Source organism: Massilibacterium senegalense (assembly GCF_001375675.1).
Taxonomy (GTDB): domain Bacteria; phylum Bacillota; class Bacilli; order Bacillales; family Massilibacteriaceae; genus Massilibacterium; species Massilibacterium senegalense.
This window is the reverse complement of record NZ_LN831786.1, coordinates 630,204-649,180: the sequence shown is the minus strand read 5'-3', so window position 1 is coordinate 649,180 and position 18,977 is coordinate 630,204. Positions and strand designations below refer to the sequence as shown.

General features: G+C 33.7%; 18 protein-coding genes, 1 pseudogene and 1 riboswitch. Of the genes and pseudogenes, 5 read left to right on the top strand and 14 right to left on the bottom strand.

Going from position 1 to position 18,977, the window contains the following annotated elements; all coding sequences use genetic code 11:
• Window positions 1-100 precede the first annotated feature (100 nt).
• Window positions 101-202: riboswitch (purine riboswitch) on the bottom strand.
• A 592-nt stretch (window positions 203-794) separates the two neighbouring features.
• A pseudogene (locus BN1372_RS14950) lies at window positions 795-1,186 on the bottom strand (GTP-binding protein); the annotation flags it as partial.
• 143 nt (window positions 1,187-1,329) lie between these two features.
• Between BN1372_RS14950 and BN1372_RS06620 the strand changes: the two are divergent.
• Window positions 1,330-2,340 carry a metal ABC transporter solute-binding protein, Zn/Mn family gene (locus BN1372_RS06620; protein WP_062198053.1) on the top strand — a complete coding sequence of 337 codons (1,011 nt, stop codon included), beginning with the start codon at window positions 1,330-1,332 and terminating at the stop codon, window positions 2,338-2,340.
• A 22-nt stretch (window positions 2,341-2,362) separates the two neighbouring features.
• Here the strand turns inward: BN1372_RS06620 and BN1372_RS06615 are convergent, their stop codons facing one another.
• From BN1372_RS06615 to BN1372_RS06575, 10 genes are all read right to left on the bottom strand, one after another.
• Window positions 2,363-3,643 carry a purine/pyrimidine permease gene (locus BN1372_RS06615; protein WP_062198052.1) on the bottom strand — a complete coding sequence of 427 codons (1,281 nt, stop codon included), beginning with the start codon at window positions 3,641-3,643 and terminating at the stop codon, window positions 2,363-2,365.
• A gap of 50 nt (window positions 3,644-3,693) precedes the next feature.
• Window positions 3,694-4,122, bottom strand: coding sequence for an acyl-CoA thioesterase (locus BN1372_RS06610; RefSeq protein WP_062198051.1), 429 nt, complete (start codon window positions 4,120-4,122; stop codon window positions 3,694-3,696).
• Window positions 4,123-4,389: 267 nt separating this feature from the next.
• On the bottom strand, window positions 4,390-4,953 hold the full coding sequence (locus BN1372_RS06605; RefSeq protein ID WP_062198050.1) for a TlpA family protein disulfide reductase: 564 nt from the start codon (window positions 4,951-4,953) through the stop codon (window positions 4,390-4,392).
• Window positions 4,950-5,645, bottom strand: a complete 696-nt coding sequence (locus BN1372_RS06600) for a hypothetical protein (protein WP_062198049.1) — start codon at window positions 5,643-5,645, stop codon at window positions 4,950-4,952. Before BN1372_RS06600 ends, BN1372_RS06605 begins: the two co-directional genes overlap by 4 nt.
• Window positions 5,646-6,296: 651 nt before the next feature.
• Window positions 6,297-9,011: an aconitate hydratase AcnA gene (gene acnA / locus BN1372_RS06595; RefSeq protein ID WP_147515348.1), complete on the bottom strand. Its 2,715-nt coding sequence runs from the start codon at window positions 9,009-9,011 to the stop codon at window positions 6,297-6,299.
• 1,089 nt (window positions 9,012-10,100) lie between these two features.
• Window positions 10,101-10,343: a hypothetical protein gene (locus tag BN1372_RS06590; protein WP_062198047.1), complete on the bottom strand. Its 243-nt coding sequence runs from the start codon at window positions 10,341-10,343 to the stop codon at window positions 10,101-10,103.
• A 258-nt stretch (window positions 10,344-10,601) separates the two neighbouring features.
• On the bottom strand, window positions 10,602-10,736 hold the full coding sequence (locus BN1372_RS15670) for a hypothetical protein (RefSeq protein ID WP_267902246.1): 135 nt from the start codon (window positions 10,734-10,736) through the stop codon (window positions 10,602-10,604).
• Window positions 10,737-10,836: 100 nt separating this feature from the next.
• Window positions 10,837-11,028, bottom strand: coding sequence for a FeoB-associated Cys-rich membrane protein (locus BN1372_RS14580; RefSeq protein WP_074018142.1), 192 nt, complete (start codon window positions 11,026-11,028; stop codon window positions 10,837-10,839).
• Between the two features lie 14 nt (window positions 11,029-11,042).
• Window positions 11,043-13,061, bottom strand: a complete 2,019-nt coding sequence (gene feoB / locus BN1372_RS06580; protein ID WP_062198045.1) for a ferrous iron transport protein B — start codon at window positions 13,059-13,061, stop codon at window positions 11,043-11,045.
• On the bottom strand, window positions 13,058-13,285 hold the full coding sequence (locus tag BN1372_RS06575; protein ID WP_062198044.1) for a FeoA family protein: 228 nt from the start codon (window positions 13,283-13,285) through the stop codon (window positions 13,058-13,060). The genes feoB and BN1372_RS06575 overlap by 4 nt, the downstream gene beginning before the upstream one ends.
• A 164-nt stretch (window positions 13,286-13,449) precedes the next feature.
• On the opposite strand from BN1372_RS06575, the gene BN1372_RS15155 reads away from it, so the two are divergent.
• The 3 genes from BN1372_RS15155 to yidD all read left to right on the top strand — a co-directional run bounded on the left by BN1372_RS15155 (window position 13,450) and on the right by yidD (window position 15,479).
• Window positions 13,450-13,614, top strand: a complete 165-nt coding sequence (locus tag BN1372_RS15155) for a hypothetical protein (RefSeq protein ID WP_154662974.1) — start codon at window positions 13,450-13,452, stop codon at window positions 13,612-13,614.
• A 157-nt stretch (window positions 13,615-13,771) separates the two neighbouring features.
• Entirely contained in the window at window positions 13,772-15,232 is a 1,461-nt protein-coding gene (locus tag BN1372_RS06565) for a nitroreductase family protein (protein WP_062198042.1), read from the top strand.
• A gap of 1 nt (window position 15,233) precedes the next feature.
• The gene (gene yidD, locus BN1372_RS06560; protein ID WP_062198041.1) at window positions 15,234-15,479 is read left to right on the top strand and encodes a membrane protein insertion efficiency factor YidD; all 246 of its coding nucleotides are present in this window, start codon (window positions 15,234-15,236) and stop codon (window positions 15,477-15,479) included.
• An 18-nt stretch (window positions 15,480-15,497) separates the two neighbouring features.
• On the opposite strand, the gene BN1372_RS06555 is transcribed toward yidD, so the two are convergent.
• From BN1372_RS06555 to BN1372_RS06550, 3 genes are all read right to left on the bottom strand, one after another.
• Window positions 15,498-17,183, bottom strand: a complete 1,686-nt coding sequence (locus BN1372_RS06555) for a formate--tetrahydrofolate ligase (RefSeq protein WP_062198040.1) — start codon at window positions 17,181-17,183, stop codon at window positions 15,498-15,500.
• A gap of 73 nt (window positions 17,184-17,256) precedes the next feature.
• Window positions 17,257-17,391 (bottom strand): hypothetical protein, encoded by a 135-nt coding sequence (locus tag BN1372_RS15665; protein ID WP_267902245.1) that lies wholly within the window; start codon window positions 17,389-17,391, stop codon window positions 17,257-17,259.
• Between the two features lie 14 nt (window positions 17,392-17,405).
• On the bottom strand, window positions 17,406-17,951 hold the full coding sequence (locus tag BN1372_RS06550; protein WP_062198039.1) for an RNA polymerase sigma factor: 546 nt from the start codon (window positions 17,949-17,951) through the stop codon (window positions 17,406-17,408).
• Window positions 17,952-18,367: 416 nt separating this feature from the next.
• On the opposite strand from BN1372_RS06550, the gene BN1372_RS06545 reads away from it, so the two are divergent.
• Window positions 18,368-18,835 carry a GNAT family N-acetyltransferase gene (locus tag BN1372_RS06545; RefSeq protein ID WP_062198038.1) on the top strand — a complete coding sequence of 156 codons (468 nt, stop codon included), beginning with the start codon at window positions 18,368-18,370 and terminating at the stop codon, window positions 18,833-18,835.
• Window positions 18,836-18,977 lie beyond the last annotated feature (142 nt).

The window sequence follows — 18,977 nt, the reverse complement described above, 5'->3', positions numbered from 1 at the left end:
CCCCTCTACTAAACTACGAAAAAAAACACAAAAACAGACTCTACGAATGTGAAGACTGTTTTTGTGCTTTTATGCAAAGCTGTCCTGAAAGATTAATCAGGCATAGCAGTACCTCACCCGTAGTCGAGTCATTTACGGTGACTCGGTAGAGACTCGCAAGCCATATTCTTGCAATTATACGAGCTACAAAATATTTTAAAATAGTTTTTATTTTATGATAATAGTATTATAATACAAATAAAAATAGAAGAAAAGAGAATAATAAATAAAAAACCGAACCATTTATATAGATATAAAAATATAGTTCGGTTTTTTCTGAATATTCCGATTCATATTAAATGAAACTTTCGATTTTTACCATTATTTTTCTACTATAACAATAATTCCTTCCCTACAATATCACATTTCAATCTACACTTAATAGAAGTTTGTTTTTAATTTTAAAAAGGTTCCACCCGAACAGTTTCTCCCTTTTTTTATTATGAAACCAAAAAAAGGATAAAGAACCAAATTTATTCGATTCGAAGTAATAATACAATAGATAGTAAAAACACGCTTAAAAATAATAACACCTCTCCCATCTTCATCCCTCCATACTTGTTAATATATGAAGTTTTTTTCAAAACTAGAACTATTTTTTCTGTTTATCATAGAAGGGCGAGAAAAAGATGAGGATTCAAATAATAGCAGTTCTTTGTTAGATACTATCTATTCATAATCTTGCTATGTACATTTAATAAGAAGATGCGATTTTTTTTCAACGAACGCAGGAAATTTATCCTTAAAAGATTGCCAATTGTATCCAATGTTGTAAAATCACTTAACGAAATTCCTGATTCCTCATCCTCGTAAAGAAACGTTTGTGGAACTGGAATTGGCTCACTAATACCTGTTGATTCTATCAAGATATAATCAATATCTCCATTCTCAGCAATTCTTTTTACTTAATTAAATCGTCACGCAACGTGCAACAAATACACCCATTTGTCATCTCGACAAAAGCCTCTTCCGTACGATTAATATCTACTTGATTTTTTATATGTGTTGCATCAATATTGATTTCGCTCATATCATTTAAAATTAATGCAATCTTCATATCATGTGTATGATGAAGGATATATTCAAGTAATGTTGTTTTTCCTGAACCTAGATAGCCACTTAATACTGTGACAGGAATCCTTTTCATTATAATACCACTTCTTAAATCGTAATAATTACGTTTTACGATGTAGTAGAGTTTCTTCTTTTTGTCAATGACGTTTTGTTTACAAATCGTAATCGTTCCGATATAATACATTCTGAATGATGATTTAAGAAAGGGGGCTTTTTATGTTTCGCAAATATGGCTTAAGTGCTTTTGCATTATTTTCTGCACTTATTTTAATACTAGCTGGATGTTCTTCAAAAGAAAATAAAATAGCTAGTAAAGACAGCAAAGACAAAATTGTTGTATATACAGCTTTGTATCCACTTCAGTATTTTACAGAACGCATTGGTGGAGAATATGTTGAAGTGAATAACATGATGCCATTCGGTGGGGATGCCCATACGTTTGAACCAACGTCTAAAGAACTAACAAAAGTGGCAGAAGCTGATTTATTCATTGAATCTGGTGGTGGCATTGAAATGTTCGTAGAAAAATTAGAAGATTCCATGAAAAATGAAAATGTTACATTCGTCACTGCTTCAAAAGGTATTCAGTTATTAGAAGTAACAGCAGATAGCCATGCCCATGAAGGCAAAGCTACAACTGATGAACACGGGCATGAAAACGAAGCAACCGAAGAAGATGAACACGAAGGACATAATCATGGCAACGTAGATCCGCACGTTTGGCTTGATCCTATCTTTTCCATTGATATGGCTGAGAACATTAAAAACGAATTAGTAAAAAAACAACCAGAGCAAAAAGAAGTATTTGAAAAGAACTTCGCTTCATTAAAAACAGATTTACAAAATATCGATGAAAACTTTAAAAAGGTAACAGAAGAAGCAGATCAAAAAGCATTTATTGTGTCTCATAAAGCATATGGATACTGGGCAAATCGCTATGGACTAGAGCAAATTGGAATTGCTGGACTATCGTCTACAAATGAACCTTCTCAAAAGCAATTAACGGAGATAATTGAGATTGCAAAAGAAAAAGATATTAAGTATGTGATCTACGAACAAAATGTTACGCCAAAAGTTGCAAAAGTAATTGAAACAGAAATTGGCGCTAAAACACTTCGCCTACATAACCTTGCTTCTTTAACAGAAGAAGATTATAAAGAGAAGAAAGATTATGTAGCGTTAATGAACGAAAATATCGAAACAATGAAAACGGCATTAACAAAATAGAAAAATAAAAGCGTTGAATCACTTAGGATTCAACGCTTTTTTCCTTATTTGTCGTTTTCTTTTGTAAAAGGATACATGTAATCACACCAATAATTAAACCATTATTCGCAATTGTTCGAATAGACATTGGTAAATGGCTAACCGCCTCATTCGGAATATAATTCACCCCTAATCCTACCATTAACGAAATTCCTACAATAACTAATTGTTGAAAAGATGGTTGGGATTTGACAAGTTCGCTAATACCTAAAGCCCCCATGTTTGCCATCGCGATAAAAATTGTGGCATACCCTACTGGTGCAGGTATGGATGCTAACATAATCATCAATGATGGGATAAAACTAATCGATAACATAATAAGTGATCCAATGATAAATGGCAATTTGCGTTTCATTTTAGTCGTTAAAATAAATCCCGCTGAACCTGAAATCGGGACATTTCCCATACTGGAAAAAACAGCTGCAATTATCTGATTGATTCCCATAACAATGCTTGATTGACGATATCGAACGTTTTTTTTCTTTTCATCCATCACTGCATTCATCGCTTCTATACTTGCTAACATATTTGTTAAAAGTAATAATGTGGAGATAATAACAGTAATAAGCATGCCTAAATTAAATTGTGGTAAACCAAATGGAAATACTTCTGGGAATACTGAAACACCTGCTGCTTTTATTGCTAAAGGTTTCGTCAATCCTAATACGTAAAAAAGCGCCCATCCAAGCAAAAGACTCCATAAAATAGAGTACCGTCCAATCCACGACCACCTACTTTTTGAAAAAAGAATCGACATGATTAATATCGCTATCGAGGCTAATGCTACTTTAGCATTCATAGATGTATCAAAATAGCCAATACCAAGCATTCCTTTTAAAAACGGACCACTTAATTGTCCCATTAATAACAATAAATAAGTAGCTGTTACTAATGGGGTAAAAATAGTTATTAATCGATTTAATTGATTGAAGGCTCCAAGAAAAATAAAGATACATCCACTAATAATCAAGCCCATCATCAATTGTTGCCAAATGACCGTACTATCTCCTATTTCCACAGCAACGGACGCATATATTAAAAACACTCCCCACCAAACACCAGCTGGTCCTTCAATAATAGGCAATTTATGACCAAACAGTACTTGCAAAATAGATGTAAGCCCAATAACAAAAAATGACCGTTGTAACAAACTTGCTATTTGTTCCACATCTAGTTGAAAAGCAACACCAACCGATAAAGGTGCAATAATCACACTTGCCATTATAAACGCGAACCACTGTAAAGAAGAAAAAACAATTTTCATCCAATAACCTTCTTTCTATCTTCTAGATGAAAAATAAAAAACTACTGTGCTCACAGTAGTTTTCTTTTTTTAGCCCTTTCATACGCTTCGTGCCAATCTGGATAATACTTTCTTATAACAATTGGACGAAAAGAATCTTTTTTTACACAAATATGTACCGTTTGTCCTGTAACACAAAGTTCTTCTTTTTCATTATATACTTCGTACGCATACACTACTTTTAACCCGTTATATGATTCAATCCATGTTCGAACCAACGCTGTTTCCCCATATAACACTGGTCGTTTATAAGATACTTCAACTTCTGTTACAGGAGAGACGATTCCATCCTGCTCCATTTTTGCATAATCAAATCCAAGTTCATGAATGAGTTCCGTCCGTGCCACTTCAAACCAAATTAAATAATTAGCATGATACACAACACCCATTTGATCTGTTTCCGCATAACGAACCGGAACTTTTGTTTCAACTGTTAGCATATAATTCCTCTCTCTTGTCATGTACTGTTATCAGTATATCACATTAAATGGGAATTTCCCATCCATCAATAGAAAAATAAAATACCCACTTGTCTTTTTCTTTCCTTATGTAGGAAAAAGAATGTTATGTACAAAACATGCAAGATGTGACAAACCAAATGTTAACTATCCCATTTGCCTACACAACCATCGGATATACCAAGTGGAGTTTTTTTCATAATTAACAATTACGAAAATATTGAAAAATTCCACTATAATCGTATCACGTTATTTCATTTCATCAAAAATATCACGAACTTGGCTTTCTGTTAAAGGACCAACATGTTTGTAATAAACTTTTCCATTAGAATCAATAAAATAACTTGTTGGAATCGTAAATGCTGTATACATTTTGCCTACATTCCCGTTTTCATCTAAAAGAATTGGAAATTCCATTTCATATTCTTGTACGAATTCTTCAATCGCACTAGGGCTTTTTTCTTCTGTTGTTAAATTTACTGCTAAAATTTCTTCATTTTCATTTTTATTTTTATAAAAAACATTTAATTCTGGAATTTCTACTCGACAAGGAGGACACCACGTTGCCCAGAAATTCACCATTACTTTTTTTCCTTTGTAATCAGACAATTGTACAACATCTTCTTGCATGTTTTTCAATACAAAATTGGGCGCTGTTTGATTCGGCTCTAAACCAACAGTAGTGTTTTTAGCTTCAGAAGTTTTGGCTGTTTCCGTCGTAGCATCTTCTAACTTTTGCTTTTTGTCCCATTGATTATATACGGTAATTCCAATTAATAGAACAATAATCAAAATAGGAATCATTTTTTTCATTTTAATCGTCTCCTTTCTAATCGTGAATTCTGATTAGCTGGTATAGATAAATCCTGTTCTTGTTTTTCTTTCTCTCCAAAGTAATGAATTGTAAGGGAAAACATCCCGGCAATTAAACTAACTTGAATAGTTGTAAACCCAAAAAAACTTGTCGGTCCGTTGTTTAACAATAATTCTACCGCAAAAATCATGGCAGTAAACCATAAATAAGCCTGATAAACATGCTGTTTTTTAAACTTCAACAGTCCCCACATCAATACTGCTATAGTCAATATTAGTCCCCAATATACAATGGAACTATTTTGCTGCATTACATTACAGATAGAAAAGATAAAAAAACCTAAAAAGATACTTTCAATCACAATTTGTACATCACGGATAATCCAATTTGATTTTTTACACTTATATCCCACATATAAAATAGCTGCTATTAATCCTAATGTTAACCCTTTACTTCCTCCATTAAAATAGAGGAGCCCCAATGGTTGTTTTATTAAACTCGGTTGAAATAAATATATAGAAAATTTCCAAAATAAAAAAACAATAAACAAACTATTTTCCAATGTATTCATAATTATTTCTTTTGCATTCACTTGTTTTTTTATATAAAAAAGTGCCAATCCGATTGTTATTAACGCGTACAACCAATCCATTTGGATAAATAAAGGACCAATTTGAATTGTTTCTGGCATACTTTCCCCTCCAATAAAATACTCCCCCCACTATTCTATCAAAAAATTGATTCTCTGTATTGTTTTTAACTAATAAAGTTATGGAACATTTTTTTCTTTGTCTCACTTTGAATTAGGTTCCTTCTCTTTTTAAAAAATTGGAGCACCAACAATGTACGAAAAGCGAACCCACTGCTGATATAAAATTTTGTTTTATTCACTTTTTTAGATTAAGAGGTAAATGATTTATCTGATAATGAAATATTTTATATTATAAATATGGTAATTGAAATTTTAATACGACTCCTAACATATTGATTACTTTTTTTATAAATTGTTTAAAGCGATGTATTATAAAGTGAAAACATTCGATCATCATCGCAGACTTGAAAAGAAGTTTAGTGTGAAGAAGCGTCTACTTTTTTATCAAAAAATCTTCCATCCGTAAAAAGTTCCTGCTAAAATGATTTAATCCACTTATATACCGCCTAGACCGCTCATCCTTAGATGAAAAGCATATAATGGATTGCAGGATGGAATATTCTTATCATACGCAGCAATGCAGCTTATGATAAGAACCCTTAGCATTTTGACATGGTAGCCTTCTTGCACATTCATAAGGCGTGTAAAAAGAAAAATGTGATGATCACGAATGATCATCACATTTTATTATTAAGCGTTAGCTAATTTTTCGCGAAGTACCATTTGAAGAATACCACCATGACGGTAGTAGTCAATTTCAACTTCAGAGTCGAAACGGACGATTGCTTCAAATTCTGTTACTTTTCCTTCAGCGTCTGTTGCTTTAACAGCTACTAATTGACGAGGTTTAACATTTTCATCAACTTGTACTTCGAATGTTTCTTTACCATTTAAACCAAGTGTTTCAGCACTTTCACCTTGTTTAAATTGAAGTGGTAAAACACCCATTAATGCAAGGTTTGAACGATGAATACGTTCGAAACTTTCAGCGATAACTGTTTTAACACCAAGAAGGTTTGTACCTTTTGCTGCCCAGTCACGAGAAGAACCCATACCGTAATCTTTACCTGCGATTACTACTAGACCTGTACCGTCTTCTTTGTATTGCATAGCAGCATCGTAAATAGACATTACTTCACCGTTTGGTAAATATGTTGTCCATCCACCTTCTGTACCAGGTGCAAGTTGGTTTTTGATGCGAATGTTCGCAAATGTACCACGCATCATTACTTCATGGTTACCACGACGAGAACCGTAAGAGTTGAAGTCTTTAACTTCTACACCATTTTCAAGTAAGTATTTACCTGCTGGTGAGTCTTTTGCAATTGAACCTGCTGGTGAGATATGGTCAGTTGTTACTGAATCACCAAGTTTTGCAAGAGCGCGTAAACCAGTTAATGGAGCAATTGTTTTTGTTTCTTTTGATAAGTTTTCGAAGAATGGTGGGTTTTGAATGTATGTTGATTTATCATCCCAAGTATATAAAGCATCAGAAGATGTTTTAATTTTGTTCCATTCTGCGTTACTTTCGAATACATTTGCATATTCAGCTTCGAAGATTTCTGGTGTTACAGAGTTATTGATTGCTTCTTTAATTTCATCAGCTGTTGGCCAAATATCATCAAAGAATACATCGTTACCATCTTTATCTTTACCGATAGGATCGTTTTTAAGATCAACATCAACAGTACCAGCTAATGCATATGCCACAACTAATGGTGGAGATGCTAAGTAGTTAGCTTTTACTAATGGATGGATACGTCCTTCGAAGTTACGGTTACCTGAAAGAACAGATGTAACAGCTAAATCGTTATCAGCAATTGCTTTATCGATTTCTGGAAGTAATGGACCAGAGTTACCAATACATGTTGTACAACCATATCCTACAATGTTAAAGCCAATTTGCTCTAAGTAAGGAAGTAATCCTGAGTTTTTAAGGTAAGCTGTAACAACTTTTGAACCTGGTGCTAATGATGTTTTAACGTATGCAGGAGGAACTAATCCTTTTTCAACTGCTTTTTTCGCAACAAGTCCAGCGCCTAACATTACAGATGGGTTAGAAGTGTTTGTACAGCTTGTAATTGCAGCGATTGCAATTGCACCTGTTTTCATTACGCCTTCGCGTCCATCAGCAAGTTTTACAGGAACTTCTTTTTCTTTTTCTGCTTCTGTTAAACCTAAACCATGGTTTCCGTTAGGAGCAGTTAAAGCGCGATTGAACTCTTCTTGCATTTTTTCTAAAGGAATTAAATCTTGTGGACGTTTTGGACCAGAAAGATTTGTTCCGATTTCGCTTAAGTTGATTTCTACTACGTCTGTGAAAATTGGCTCAACGTTTTCGTTGTAGTATAAACCGTTGTTTTTACAATATTGTTCAACGATTTGAACTTGTTCTTCTGAACGGCCAGTTAAACGTAAGTAGTTTAATGATTCATCATCAATTGGGAAGAATCCACATGTTGCACCATATTCAGGAGCCATGTTAGAAACTGTTGCACGGTCAGCAAGTGGAAGATCTTTCATTGCTGGTCCGAAGAACTCAACAAATTTACCTACTACGTTTTTCTCACGTAATACTTGTGTTACTTTTAACGCAAGGTCAGTTGCTACTGAACCGCTTGGTAATTGACCAGTTAAACGAACACCAATCACTTCAGGTACTGGGAAATATGAAGGTTGTCCAAGCATACCTGCTTCTGCTTCAATACCACCAACACCCCATCCTAATACACCGATACCGTTGATCATAGTTGTATGAGAGTCAGTACCGAATAATGTATCTGGGAATGTTTCAAATGTTCCATCTTCGTTTGCTTTCGCATGTACAACTGGAGCTAAGTACTCAAGGTTAACTTGGTGAACGATACCAGTTGCTGGAGGAACCGCACGGTAATCTTTGAATGATTTTTGTGCCCAGCTTAAGAATTTGTAACGTTCTTGGTTACGTTCGAATTCTAAGTCCATGTTGAATTGTAATGAATCTGCAGAACCTGCTTTATCAACTTGTACTGAGTGGTCAATTACAAGATCAACTGGAATTTCTGGGTTAATTTCTTGTGGATCTCCACCCATGTCTGCCATTGCTTTACGAAGAGATGCTAAATCTACAACTGCTGGCACACCTGTGAAGTCTTGTAAGATAACGCGAGAAGGTTTGTACGGAACGTCGATTTCAGGATTTACTCCATCAGTTCCCCATTTCGCTAAGTTTTCAATGTGTTCTTTTGTGATTACTCGTCCATCGTATTGACGTAATACAGCTTCTAAAAGTACTTTAACTGAATAAGGTAATTTAGAAACTTCCGCTACTTTTGCATCTTCAAGAGCTTGAAGATTATAGTAGTTAAACGTTTTACCGTTTACTTCAAATGACTTACGAGCATTAAATACGTCTTGTGTCATTATGTATTACCTCCTTTAATAATTATCTCTACTCTAGCATATAAAACTTGTCGAAAAAATGAAAGCGATTTTACCTATTTTTTTAAAAACAACGGTTAATATCGCAATTTATAGCTTATCATACATTCGTGTCATAAGTAAATTCCAATAAAATTATCGAAATCAATAAGTTTTTGTTATACATCTTTTTGTCATCACATTTTACATTCCTTTATCATTAGTCGTATTTCTTTGTTTTATGTACTTCTTTAAAGATAATTTTTTCACCATATTTTATACATTTATATATGTTTCGTGACCAAAATGTGACCATTTTTGCTTTTTAGTTATCCAAGCACAGTCATTTGTGCGGTTGATTTAGATTTAACGAACTCTACGGTTTGCTATGTCATAAACGCAGATGGAACTGTCCTTGCACTAAAATTTATCAATCAAGAGAAAAAGACCAAGTTCGTATCATGACTGAATTATGTAAAAAATTTAAATGTTTCACAAAATATGCTTCTATTCCTCGCTACTGGTATCGTATAGATGGGCTACAACATTATATTTTAGTGAATTTGACTGCTGAAATCATCCGTACGCAAGGATGTGATAGTATTTAAGTTTTTAGCAAATCTGGGTGTACTAAAAGCTTGTTACGGTGCGAAAAATTGTATAGGTAAAGAAATGGCTCACTATTTTGGAATGCGCATAGCAAAAGTCAATACTCATCATACAGATGGGTAAGAAGAAGGGACAAGAACTACACGCAGAGACGGGGCTATATTCAAAAACAGTAAAACGTATCATACGGATTTTTTAGCAATCTATAACATTGATGCACGCCATTTCATGCGTGAAATAAAAAACCATACCTAAAAAAGATATGGTCAGAAGTGACGGGAAAAGTTCCATCGCTTACGTGAAGAACACAGCAGACATTGGCTTCATTCATTCCTTTACGTACGGTTTACAGCTTCTCGTAAGAAAAAACTTTTAGCTTACTGTTTGTTTTGCGTATTTAAATCAATAGAAGTATTTTCTAAATCTTTGATTTGATAAGCGAAGTTCACGTCATCTAAAGTATGTATTAAGGGACTCTTTTTCATCTCAATAATATATTTTTCCGGTCATTGGAAAAGGCATTTTTACTCCAATAAAATATTTATGAAGATTAGATACAGATGTAATGACTTGTTGTCCATCTATTGTGCGAAAAAGAATTTGATTGGACTCCAAAGGTTGCATTAAAAAAACTAGCGATTTTGACTCCTTACTTTCAAATTCATATCCTTCTTTAAATACTAAGACTTCTAATTGCTCCAATGTTTTAATTTTCTTTAAAACAGACATCATATCCCTCCTTTTATCTTCGTTACTATCATTACGTATAAATATTAAAGGAATTCTGTATTTAATTAGATTTTTTGTTAAAAGAATGTAAAAAGGTAACTCTATCAATTGTGGATAAGTGTGGATATTTTTTATAAATTTCCTTTTCATTACGGAATTCTTTAAAAATGCGTTACTTGTAATATGATTAGCAGAAAAACTGATAACTAGTTTAAAATAAACCCCTTCCAACCGTGGAAGGGGTTTTGAGTTACATTTTTATGCATACGCAATAATTTGATATAAAAAAAAGAGGATGACAAAAACCCAAGCAACTTTCCCTGGACAAATAGCAATTCTCTTATTGGTTTTTGGAATTTTACATCCAATCGTGCAACTTTTACCTTTCTCCATTTTTACACCCCCTACCGTATTTAATATATCAAATATCGTCCAAAAATAAAATGATTTCTTTCTAAACAAAAAACGTGATTCATGAATCACGTTTTCCCTTTTATTTTGTAATTGGATTGTTTTTTCGATAATCATCGTAAAATGATCTAGAAGTTGGTTCACAATGGTTAGTTATACAACTATTTTTAGAACCACATGATGCACAGATACCTTCTTTGCTTTTTTTTATAAATCGATACATCATATAAAAACCGTATCCAAAAATAAGAACACCTAATAAAATATTAATCATTTGTTATCATCTCCCTATTCAAGACCAATCAAACGACCACCTTGATAAATAATAAGTGACACTACATACGCTACGACAAATGCATACGTTACAGCAATAAATGTCCATTTTTTTGATCCGAGTTCTCTTCGTATCACGGCCACAGTGGCAAGACAAGGAACATATAATAATATAAATGCCATAAAACTATATGCACTTAACGGTGTATAATGCGACATTAATACGGTTTGAAACGCGACATCTTTCGCCCCCTCTTCTAATCCATAAATAATTTTCATAGAAGCAACTACTACTTCTTTTGCTAGAAAACCTGGAATGAGCGATGCAACTGCTTGCCATGTTCCAAATCCTAATGGAATAAATAGTGGCGCAAATAACCCACCGATTAATGCCATAAAACTATTCTCTACCGCTACATCGATTCCTCCTGGCCCCGTGTAACCTAATAACCAGATGATAATCGAACCTGCTAAAATAAATGTTCCTGCTTTTTTTACAAATCCTTTTCCTTTATCCCATGTACTACGAAACAATGTTTTCGAATGAGGCATACGGTAAGGTGGGAGTTCTACCACAAAAACACTCGATTCATTTTTTAAAACAAATGCCGAAAATAATTTAGCAACAATAATAGCAACGACAATTCCTAAAACATATAAACTTAAAATAACAATTGCTTGGTATTTTTCTGTAAAAAACATAGAAACGAATAAAGCATACACCGCTAGTCGAGCCGAACAGGACATTAATGGTGAAATAAGAATTGTTAATAGCCGCTCTTTCGGTTGTTCAATTGCTCTAGTTGCCATTACTCCAGGAACGTTACATCCAAATCCAATAATCAGTGGAATCAGCGCTTTTCCGTTTAAGCCGATTTTCTCCATAAAACGATCCATTACAACTGCAACCCTTGCCATGTAACCGCTATCTTCAATAAATGAAATAAAGAAAAAAAGTGCAAATATTTGCGGAACAAAGACTAACACACCGCCAACCCCAGAGATAATCCCATCCGTCACAACATCTTGAATAAAATCGTTTGCACCAATAGCTGTTAACCACTGAATAGTCCAATCGGTTAATGGTCCACTAAAAAAGGCATCTAAACGATCGGATAACGGTGTCCCAATCCATTCAAACGTAATTTTAAACATAAAAAATAAAATAACTAAAAACAATGGAATTCCAAAAATAGGATGCGTCGCAACAGCATCTAGTTTTTTGGATAATGTTTTTTTATGAAATTTTTCATTTTTAATTACTACTTCGGATAATAATTCTTTAATATAATGATTACGTACTTGGTATAAATATTGACTCATCGAAGGAACATGTAATGCTTGTTTTAATGCCTCTATCTCTTTTTTAATAAATGATATCTCTTTTTTTGAAAGTTGTTTCTCTACTTGTTGCCAAACAACCATATTTTCATCTAGAAGCTGAAGAACATACCATCGTTTTGAAAGATTATGATTCTGGAAATAAACGGATAATCGTTTGATGGATTGTTCTACAATTTCGCCATAATCTAGCTGAAAGTTTGCTCTTTTTTTATTTTCAAAGTGACTAAGTGCTTGTAGTACATCATCTGATCCTTTCCCAATTCGTGCTACTACAGGTATTACAGGCACACCTAATTTTTCTGCCATTTTCTCTGTATTAACAGTAATGCCCCTCGCAGATGCCACATCTAACATATTTAAACTAAGTAATATCGGGCGATTCATTTCAATTAATTGAATTGTCAAATGTAGATTTCGTAACAATTGAGAAGCATCTACAATATTAATGATTCCATCAAAGGATTCGTTCATTAAAAATTGCGTCGCAACTCCTTCATCTTTTGAAATAGGAGATAATGAATAAATACCTGGAAGATCGACTAATTTTCCTGATTTATTCGTTAATTCACCTATTTTCTTTTCAACAGTAACCCCTGACCAGTTTCCGACATATTCATAAGAACCTGTAAGCGCATTAAAAAGTGTCGTTTTCCCGGTATTTGGATTACCTGCTAATGCATATTGTTTCATACTGCTTCTACCTCAATACACTTCGCGTCATTGTACCGAAAACTTATTGTTTGTCCTTGGCAATCAACGATTACTGGACCTTTAAATGGCAATACTCTATATAAAGATATTTCTATCCCTTCTATTAATCCTAAATCATTCATTCTTTTTTTTACGATTGGTGTTACATTTCCTAAATTTAAAATACGTACGTTTGTTTCTGCTTTAAAATCCGCTAGTACCATACGAAACGGCCTCCTTTTTATCTATTACCATTTTAGTGATAAAGATTATCAACGTCAACTGTTTTTACTTCGTTTTTCTTTATGAAAATATTTTTTTGTTCTCTTTCTTTTTATTCACAATAGGCTTTATTATACGGTAAATGTTAGAAAGGAGCGTGTAGTCTATGTCTAAAGCAAAAACACTCATCGGTGTTCCTTTGGCTTGTTTACTAGCATTATTGTTAGCTTTTTTGTTGTTACCAGCATTTTTAATTACAAATGACATTGTCATTTTTACTAGAGTCATCGATTATATTACACTTCAAACAGGAAGTTCCCCACCTAACTAGGCGACATGTTTCGTCTAGTTTTTACTTTTTTATTCCTCGTCAATAGTCAGGAACCCCCCCTTACAAAAGATTTCGTTTAAGGAAATAAACTATAAGTTTACAAAATACTAAAAATATTGTATAATTTTAGTAAAGTTTGTAGAGAGGATGATATGAAATGTTCCAGCAACAAATTGAGCAATTGTTTATGTTTCATGAAGCTTCTAAACTTTCTTATAAAGAAAATAAAAATTTTGTACCACATATTCAGAAAGAAAAAAAGAAAAGGCGGAATAACGCTCACTTTCTTCTTCCTAAAATGCCTGTCGATCGTTTATTTCGTCTGTATCATTACAGCCATATGAATAATTCCATTCAACCGAGTTTTACGGTTCAAACATTAAGTCAACTGTTGTTTTACTCCCATCATTCGTTTACAAAATCTCATCCTCAGTTCGAAGCAGCCCCTTTATTTTGTTATATTATTTCAGCAGCCCTTCCACCTTTATCAGCTTATCCCTTTATCGGAAAATATGATGCAGAGGAACATACAATCGAAATAATTCGTACGTTATCAACAGAAGAATGGGGAATACTTACAAAAGGGATGATAAAACCAAATTGGTTTCTTTGTATCACAAGTCAATTTAATAAAGCTTTCAAACATTATCATTTCAAAAAATTTCAAATAGATGTTGGACACTTGCTTACGAACTTTCTAATTATTGGCCAACAATTAAATTTCCATGGTCAATTAATTTCTCATTTTCATCCTTCTATGTTGGATGAGTTGTTAAATGTAACTTCTGGAGAGCGTTGTGAATGTGTGTTAAATTTTCAACCTAATTTAGGAATACCTATTCCTACTGTACTACCACACAGCCCACCGACACAGCGTCATCGCATTTCTCCATGTAATGAAATTGCACAAACTTTACAAGAACTGACGCATAAACAATTATTACAACCGTTGGTACAACGAAGAAAAGTAGAAAAGAAAAAAATTTTAGAACGAAGACGTGTGCAATCGTTGGAACAAGGTACTCACTTTGACAAAACGTACATCATGCCATATGAAACGTTTGAACAAATTTTACAATCATTAGTGACGACACTTCTTCATTTGCGGCATGAATGGCTGCCTTGGAAAGAGTCACTTCAGTTCGCCATTTTTATTAATCGAGTTACTGGCGTTAAACCTGGTTTATATTTTTTATTTTTAAATGATAAGCAAATGACTTCCTTTCGGAGCCAATGTAAGATAAAGTTTAAATGGAAAGAAATAATTTCTAAATACCGCTTCTTTCTTCTGTATGAAGCTTCTCTTGATGAAATGATTAGTGATATTTGCATAGAAGACCCTTTTATAAAAAATAGTTGTTTAACGATGAGTTTTGTTACTTCCTTTAAACCATTTATTAGTACATATGGTGTAAGCATGTATCAACGACTATTTTGGGAAGCAGGTTTACTTGCTGAATTAATTCGTTTAGAATGTCGGTTGGAAACATTAGATACAGTCGGTCATCCATTTTTTTACGAACAACTTTTTGAAAAAATTATGGGGATTTCTCATTACAAAGAATATATGAATACGTATCATCTATCTATCGGTAAATGGAGTAAAGGAGATTCTTAATTTGAAACGTTTTTTACTTGCTATTATTCGTTTTTACCAAAAATTTATTTCTCCCATCAAACCACCGACATGCCGGTTTTATCCCACATGTTCACACTATGGGTATGAAGCGATTTCACGGTTCGGACCATGGAAAGGGTTATATCTTACCATTAAGCGACTATTAAAATGTCATCCATTCCATCCTGGTGGTGTTGACTTAGTTCCTGAAAAAAATACAAATAAAAAAAATCGTATCGATACATGATACGATTTTTTTGTTTGTTTAGAAAATGCCGATAGCTTTTCCATCTTCAGTTATGTTCATCTTTAATGCATTTGGTTTTTTAGGTAATCCAGGCATTGTTAATACATTACCAGTTAACGCGACGATAAAGCCTGCTCCAACAGAAGGACGCAGTTCCCGAACAGTAATAGAAAATCTTTCTGGTCGGCCGATTAAACTAGGATCATCTGTTAAACTATACTGTGTTTTTGCCATACAAACAGCAAGGTGATCCCAACCAAACTTTTTAAATTCCGCTAACTGTTGTTCTGCTTTTTTTGAAAAAACAACACCTTCCGCTCCGTATACCTTTTTAGCAATCGTGTTCATTTTTTCTTCTAATGATGCGTCCAGTTCATACAAAGGTGCATAAAGATTTTCTTCTGATTCAATGACAGACATCACTTTTTCTGCTAATTCCTTTCCACCTTCGCCACCTGCACCCCATACGTCTGTTAATGCTACTGGGGCACGGTGTTTTTCACACCAATTTTCTAAAAAATGAATTTCTGCTGGAGTATCTGTTATAAACTTATTGATGGCAACAACATAAGGAACAGCGAAAGATTCAATCGTTTCTAAATGTTTCTTCAAATTGCTTAAACCAGCTTCCAACGCAGCTACATTTTCTTCTTTTAATTGGTCTTTTGCAAGCCCTCCATGCATTTTTAATGCTCGAATGGTTGCAACCACGACAACCGCCGCTGGTTGCATATTTGCTTCTCTCATTTTAATATCTAAAAACTTTTCTGCTCCTAAATCTGCACCAAAGCCAGCTTCTGTCACGACATAATCTGCAAGTTTTGCTGCCATTTTTGTTGCAATAATACTATTACAACCGTGGGCGATATTGGCAAATGGTCCACCATGAATGAAGGCTGGTGTATGCTCAAGCGTTTGCACCACATTTGGCTTAATTGCATCTTTCAACAGTAACGTTAAAACCCCTTCTATTTGTAAGTCTTTTACGGTTACCGGTTCCCCGTCCATATTGTACGCTACGACCATCTCTCCTAATCGTTTGCGAAGATCTTCTACACTAGTAGCTAAACATAAAATAGCCATAATTTCCGATGCAACGGTAATGTCAAAACCGTCTTCGCGTGGCACCCCTTGATTTTTCCCGCCTAGACCAATCACGATGTTACGCAACGCACGGTCATTTAAGTCTAATACACGTTTCCACACAATATTTCTCGTATCGATATTTAATTCATTTCCTTGATGTAAATGATTATCTAGAATTGCAGCAACGGTGTTATGCGCTGTCGTAATGGCATGAAAATCTCCATTAAAGTGGAGATTAATTTCTTCCATCGGCATTACTTGTGCATAACCACCACCAGCTGCTCCACCTTTTATCCCCATATTTGGTCCTAAAGAAGGTTCCCTTAAAGCAACAATTGCTTTTTGACCAATTTTATTTAATGCTTGTCCTAATCCAATCGTTACCGTTGACTTTCCTTCCCCGGCTGGAGTCGGATTAATAGAAGTAACTAAGATAACTTTCCCATCTTTTTCTTGATCTAACCGCTCAAAAAGATCTAAAGATAGCTTCGCCTTATAATGTCCATATGGCTCCCACTCATGTTCTTGCACATTTAATGGTTCAATAATGTCTTTTATAGGTTTCATTTTTGTCTCTTGCGCAATTTCTAAATCTGTTTTTATAACTTTTGTTGTCATACAATTGTCCCCTATCTTCATCATTCATTATCGTTTATTGTACACATATTTTTAAAGAAAAAAAAGCAAAGTCTTATTTTTCAAGGACTTTGCTTTTTATTTCTTGCCACATCTCTTCTTTTGATTTTTGAGGACTTGGGCATGAATCAATCGCTTTTTTTAACCATTTTTTCATGCATTGATCATATTGATGATCAATTTTTTTCATCATCCTTGCTCCTTTTACTCCGTACAGTGATGGCGTAAAACATCTTTAAATTTTAATTTAGCACGGTAGAGTCGTGATTTAACCGTACCTAAATTTATTTCTAACGCTTCTGCGATTTCTTTATCTTTTAATTCTGAAATATATTTAAGCATTAATACTTCTTTAAATTTTGGATCAAGTTTAAATAAACAATGATAAATCATTTCTTGTGTATCCGACTCTTCTACTTTCTTTTCCACCACTGACATCGACTGTTTTTTAGGTTCATTATTATCTATTAACACGTCATCAGTTGTTCGTTCGTTCCATCTTTTTCGTTTTCGTCCCTCATCAATGGCGGTCGTAGTCGTCACAGTCGTTAACCAAGAACTAATTTTATCTTTATCTTTTACTTTATCTAAATTTTTATACACTTTAATAAACGTTTCTTGCACAACATCTTGAGCTAAATAAGGATCCTTTACAATATAAAAAGCTGTTTTATATACTCTATGAGAATATTTTTCAAATAATTCTTGAACCGTTTTTTCCTTCTCCATCATTTCTAAAATAGCAGGCATACTTTTCCGCTCCTCAATGTATCATTCTACCTTTATCATATGAAAGAAATGCCTAGAAAAAAGAAATTTAAGGAATATTTAATTTTTAAGAATTTGAAAGAATTTTCTGAATAATTATAGTTGATTTTCTCCTTTTTCATAGTAGAATGGAAAACATATAGCAAAACTTTTGATAACAAAAGAATAATCCTTCGTTTAATAAATCAATCATACGAAATCTTTTACGTAAAAAATATCTTCGTATCACCAAAAATGAGGAGGTTCTTTCCTTTAAGGCACATCAAGAAGGGGACATCCGAACTTTGATTGGCGCAGGGAGATACCACATTTCACTTTTTAGGTTATCTCATATTTAAGTGAAAGTCTTACTGCCTATTAACGAAGGATAAAATACTACAAGGTGGGGAATTAGAAAAATGGAAGAAAGGAAACATATTTTATGGCAAAATGAGGGCTTTTTTATTTCAACAGACACACAATTAATCAATCGAGAGGTAGTATTTGAATTCTTATCAACCAAAGCATACTGGGCCAAAGGAATTGATCGCGCATTAGTTAATAAATCCATTGATAATGCTAGTATTTGTTTTGGTGTATATGAAAAAAATAAGGTTGATAAACCGAATCAAGTTGGATTTGCACGCATTATTAGTGACTTTTCCATTATTGCATATTTAGCAGATGTTTTCATCTTAGAACAATATCGTGGCCAAGGATTGGCTAGAATTTTAATCGAGGTTATTTTAAGTTACCCAGAATTTAAAACACTTCGTCGTTTTATTTTATCAACGCTCGATGCTCATGATTTATATAAAAAATTTGGATTTGTTCCTGTAACAAATCCAAATACCTTTATGCAAATTTCCAGACAAACTTATTCATAAAATTTTTTTCGAAAAGAACCTTTCATCATAGATTGAGGTGCTTTTTCCGATTTTATATAGCCATCCTTTATCAGTTCTCTTATCCATGAACAAAGAAGACCAATATTTTAGCAAGTATCGTTTGTTTACAACAATCCAAATG

Bases quoted from the DNA above. Each gene is read 5' to 3' on its own strand.
- BN1372_RS06620 (WP_062198053.1), top strand. From the start codon at position 1,330: ATGTTTCGCAAATATGGCTTAAGTGCTTTTGCATTATTTTCTGCACTT.
- BN1372_RS06615 (WP_062198052.1), bottom strand. From the start codon at position 3,643: ATGAAAATTGTTTTTTCTTCTTTACAGTGGTTCGCGTTTATAATGGCA.
- BN1372_RS06610 (WP_062198051.1), bottom strand. From the start codon at position 4,122: ATGCTAACAGTTGAAACAAAAGTTCCGGTTCGTTATGCGGAAACAGAT.
- BN1372_RS06605 (WP_062198050.1), bottom strand. From the start codon at position 4,953: ATGAAAAAAATGATTCCTATTTTGATTATTGTTCTATTAATTGGAATT.
- BN1372_RS06600 (WP_062198049.1), bottom strand. From the start codon at position 5,645: ATGCCAGAAACAATTCAAATTGGTCCTTTATTTATCCAAATGGATTGG.
- BN1372_RS06590 (WP_062198047.1), bottom strand. From the start codon at position 10,343: ATGTCTGTTTTAAAGAAAATTAAAACATTGGAGCAATTAGAAGTCTTA.
- BN1372_RS15670 (WP_267902246.1), bottom strand. From the start codon at position 10,736: ATGGAGAAAGGTAAAAGTTGCACGATTGGATGTAAAATTCCAAAAACC.
- BN1372_RS14580 (WP_074018142.1), bottom strand. From the start codon at position 11,028: ATGATTAATATTTTATTAGGTGTTCTTATTTTTGGATACGGTTTTTAT.
- feoB (WP_062198045.1), bottom strand. From the start codon at position 13,061: ATGAAACAATATGCATTAGCAGGTAATCCAAATACCGGGAAAACGACA.
- BN1372_RS06575 (WP_062198044.1), bottom strand. From the start codon at position 13,285: ATGGTACTAGCGGATTTTAAAGCAGAAACAAACGTACGTATTTTAAAT.
- BN1372_RS15155 (WP_154662974.1), top strand. From the start codon at position 13,450: ATGTCTAAAGCAAAAACACTCATCGGTGTTCCTTTGGCTTGTTTACTA.
- BN1372_RS06565 (WP_062198042.1), top strand. From the start codon at position 13,772: ATGTTCCAGCAACAAATTGAGCAATTGTTTATGTTTCATGAAGCTTCT.
- BN1372_RS06555 (WP_062198040.1), bottom strand. From the start codon at position 17,183: ATGACAACAAAAGTTATAAAAACAGATTTAGAAATTGCGCAAGAGACA.
- BN1372_RS15665 (WP_267902245.1), bottom strand. From the start codon at position 17,391: ATGAAAAAAATTGATCATCAATATGATCAATGCATGAAAAAATGGTTA.
- BN1372_RS06550 (WP_062198039.1), bottom strand. From the start codon at position 17,951: ATGCCTGCTATTTTAGAAATGATGGAGAAGGAAAAAACGGTTCAAGAA.
- BN1372_RS06545 (WP_062198038.1), top strand. From the start codon at position 18,368: ATGGAAGAAAGGAAACATATTTTATGGCAAAATGAGGGCTTTTTTATT.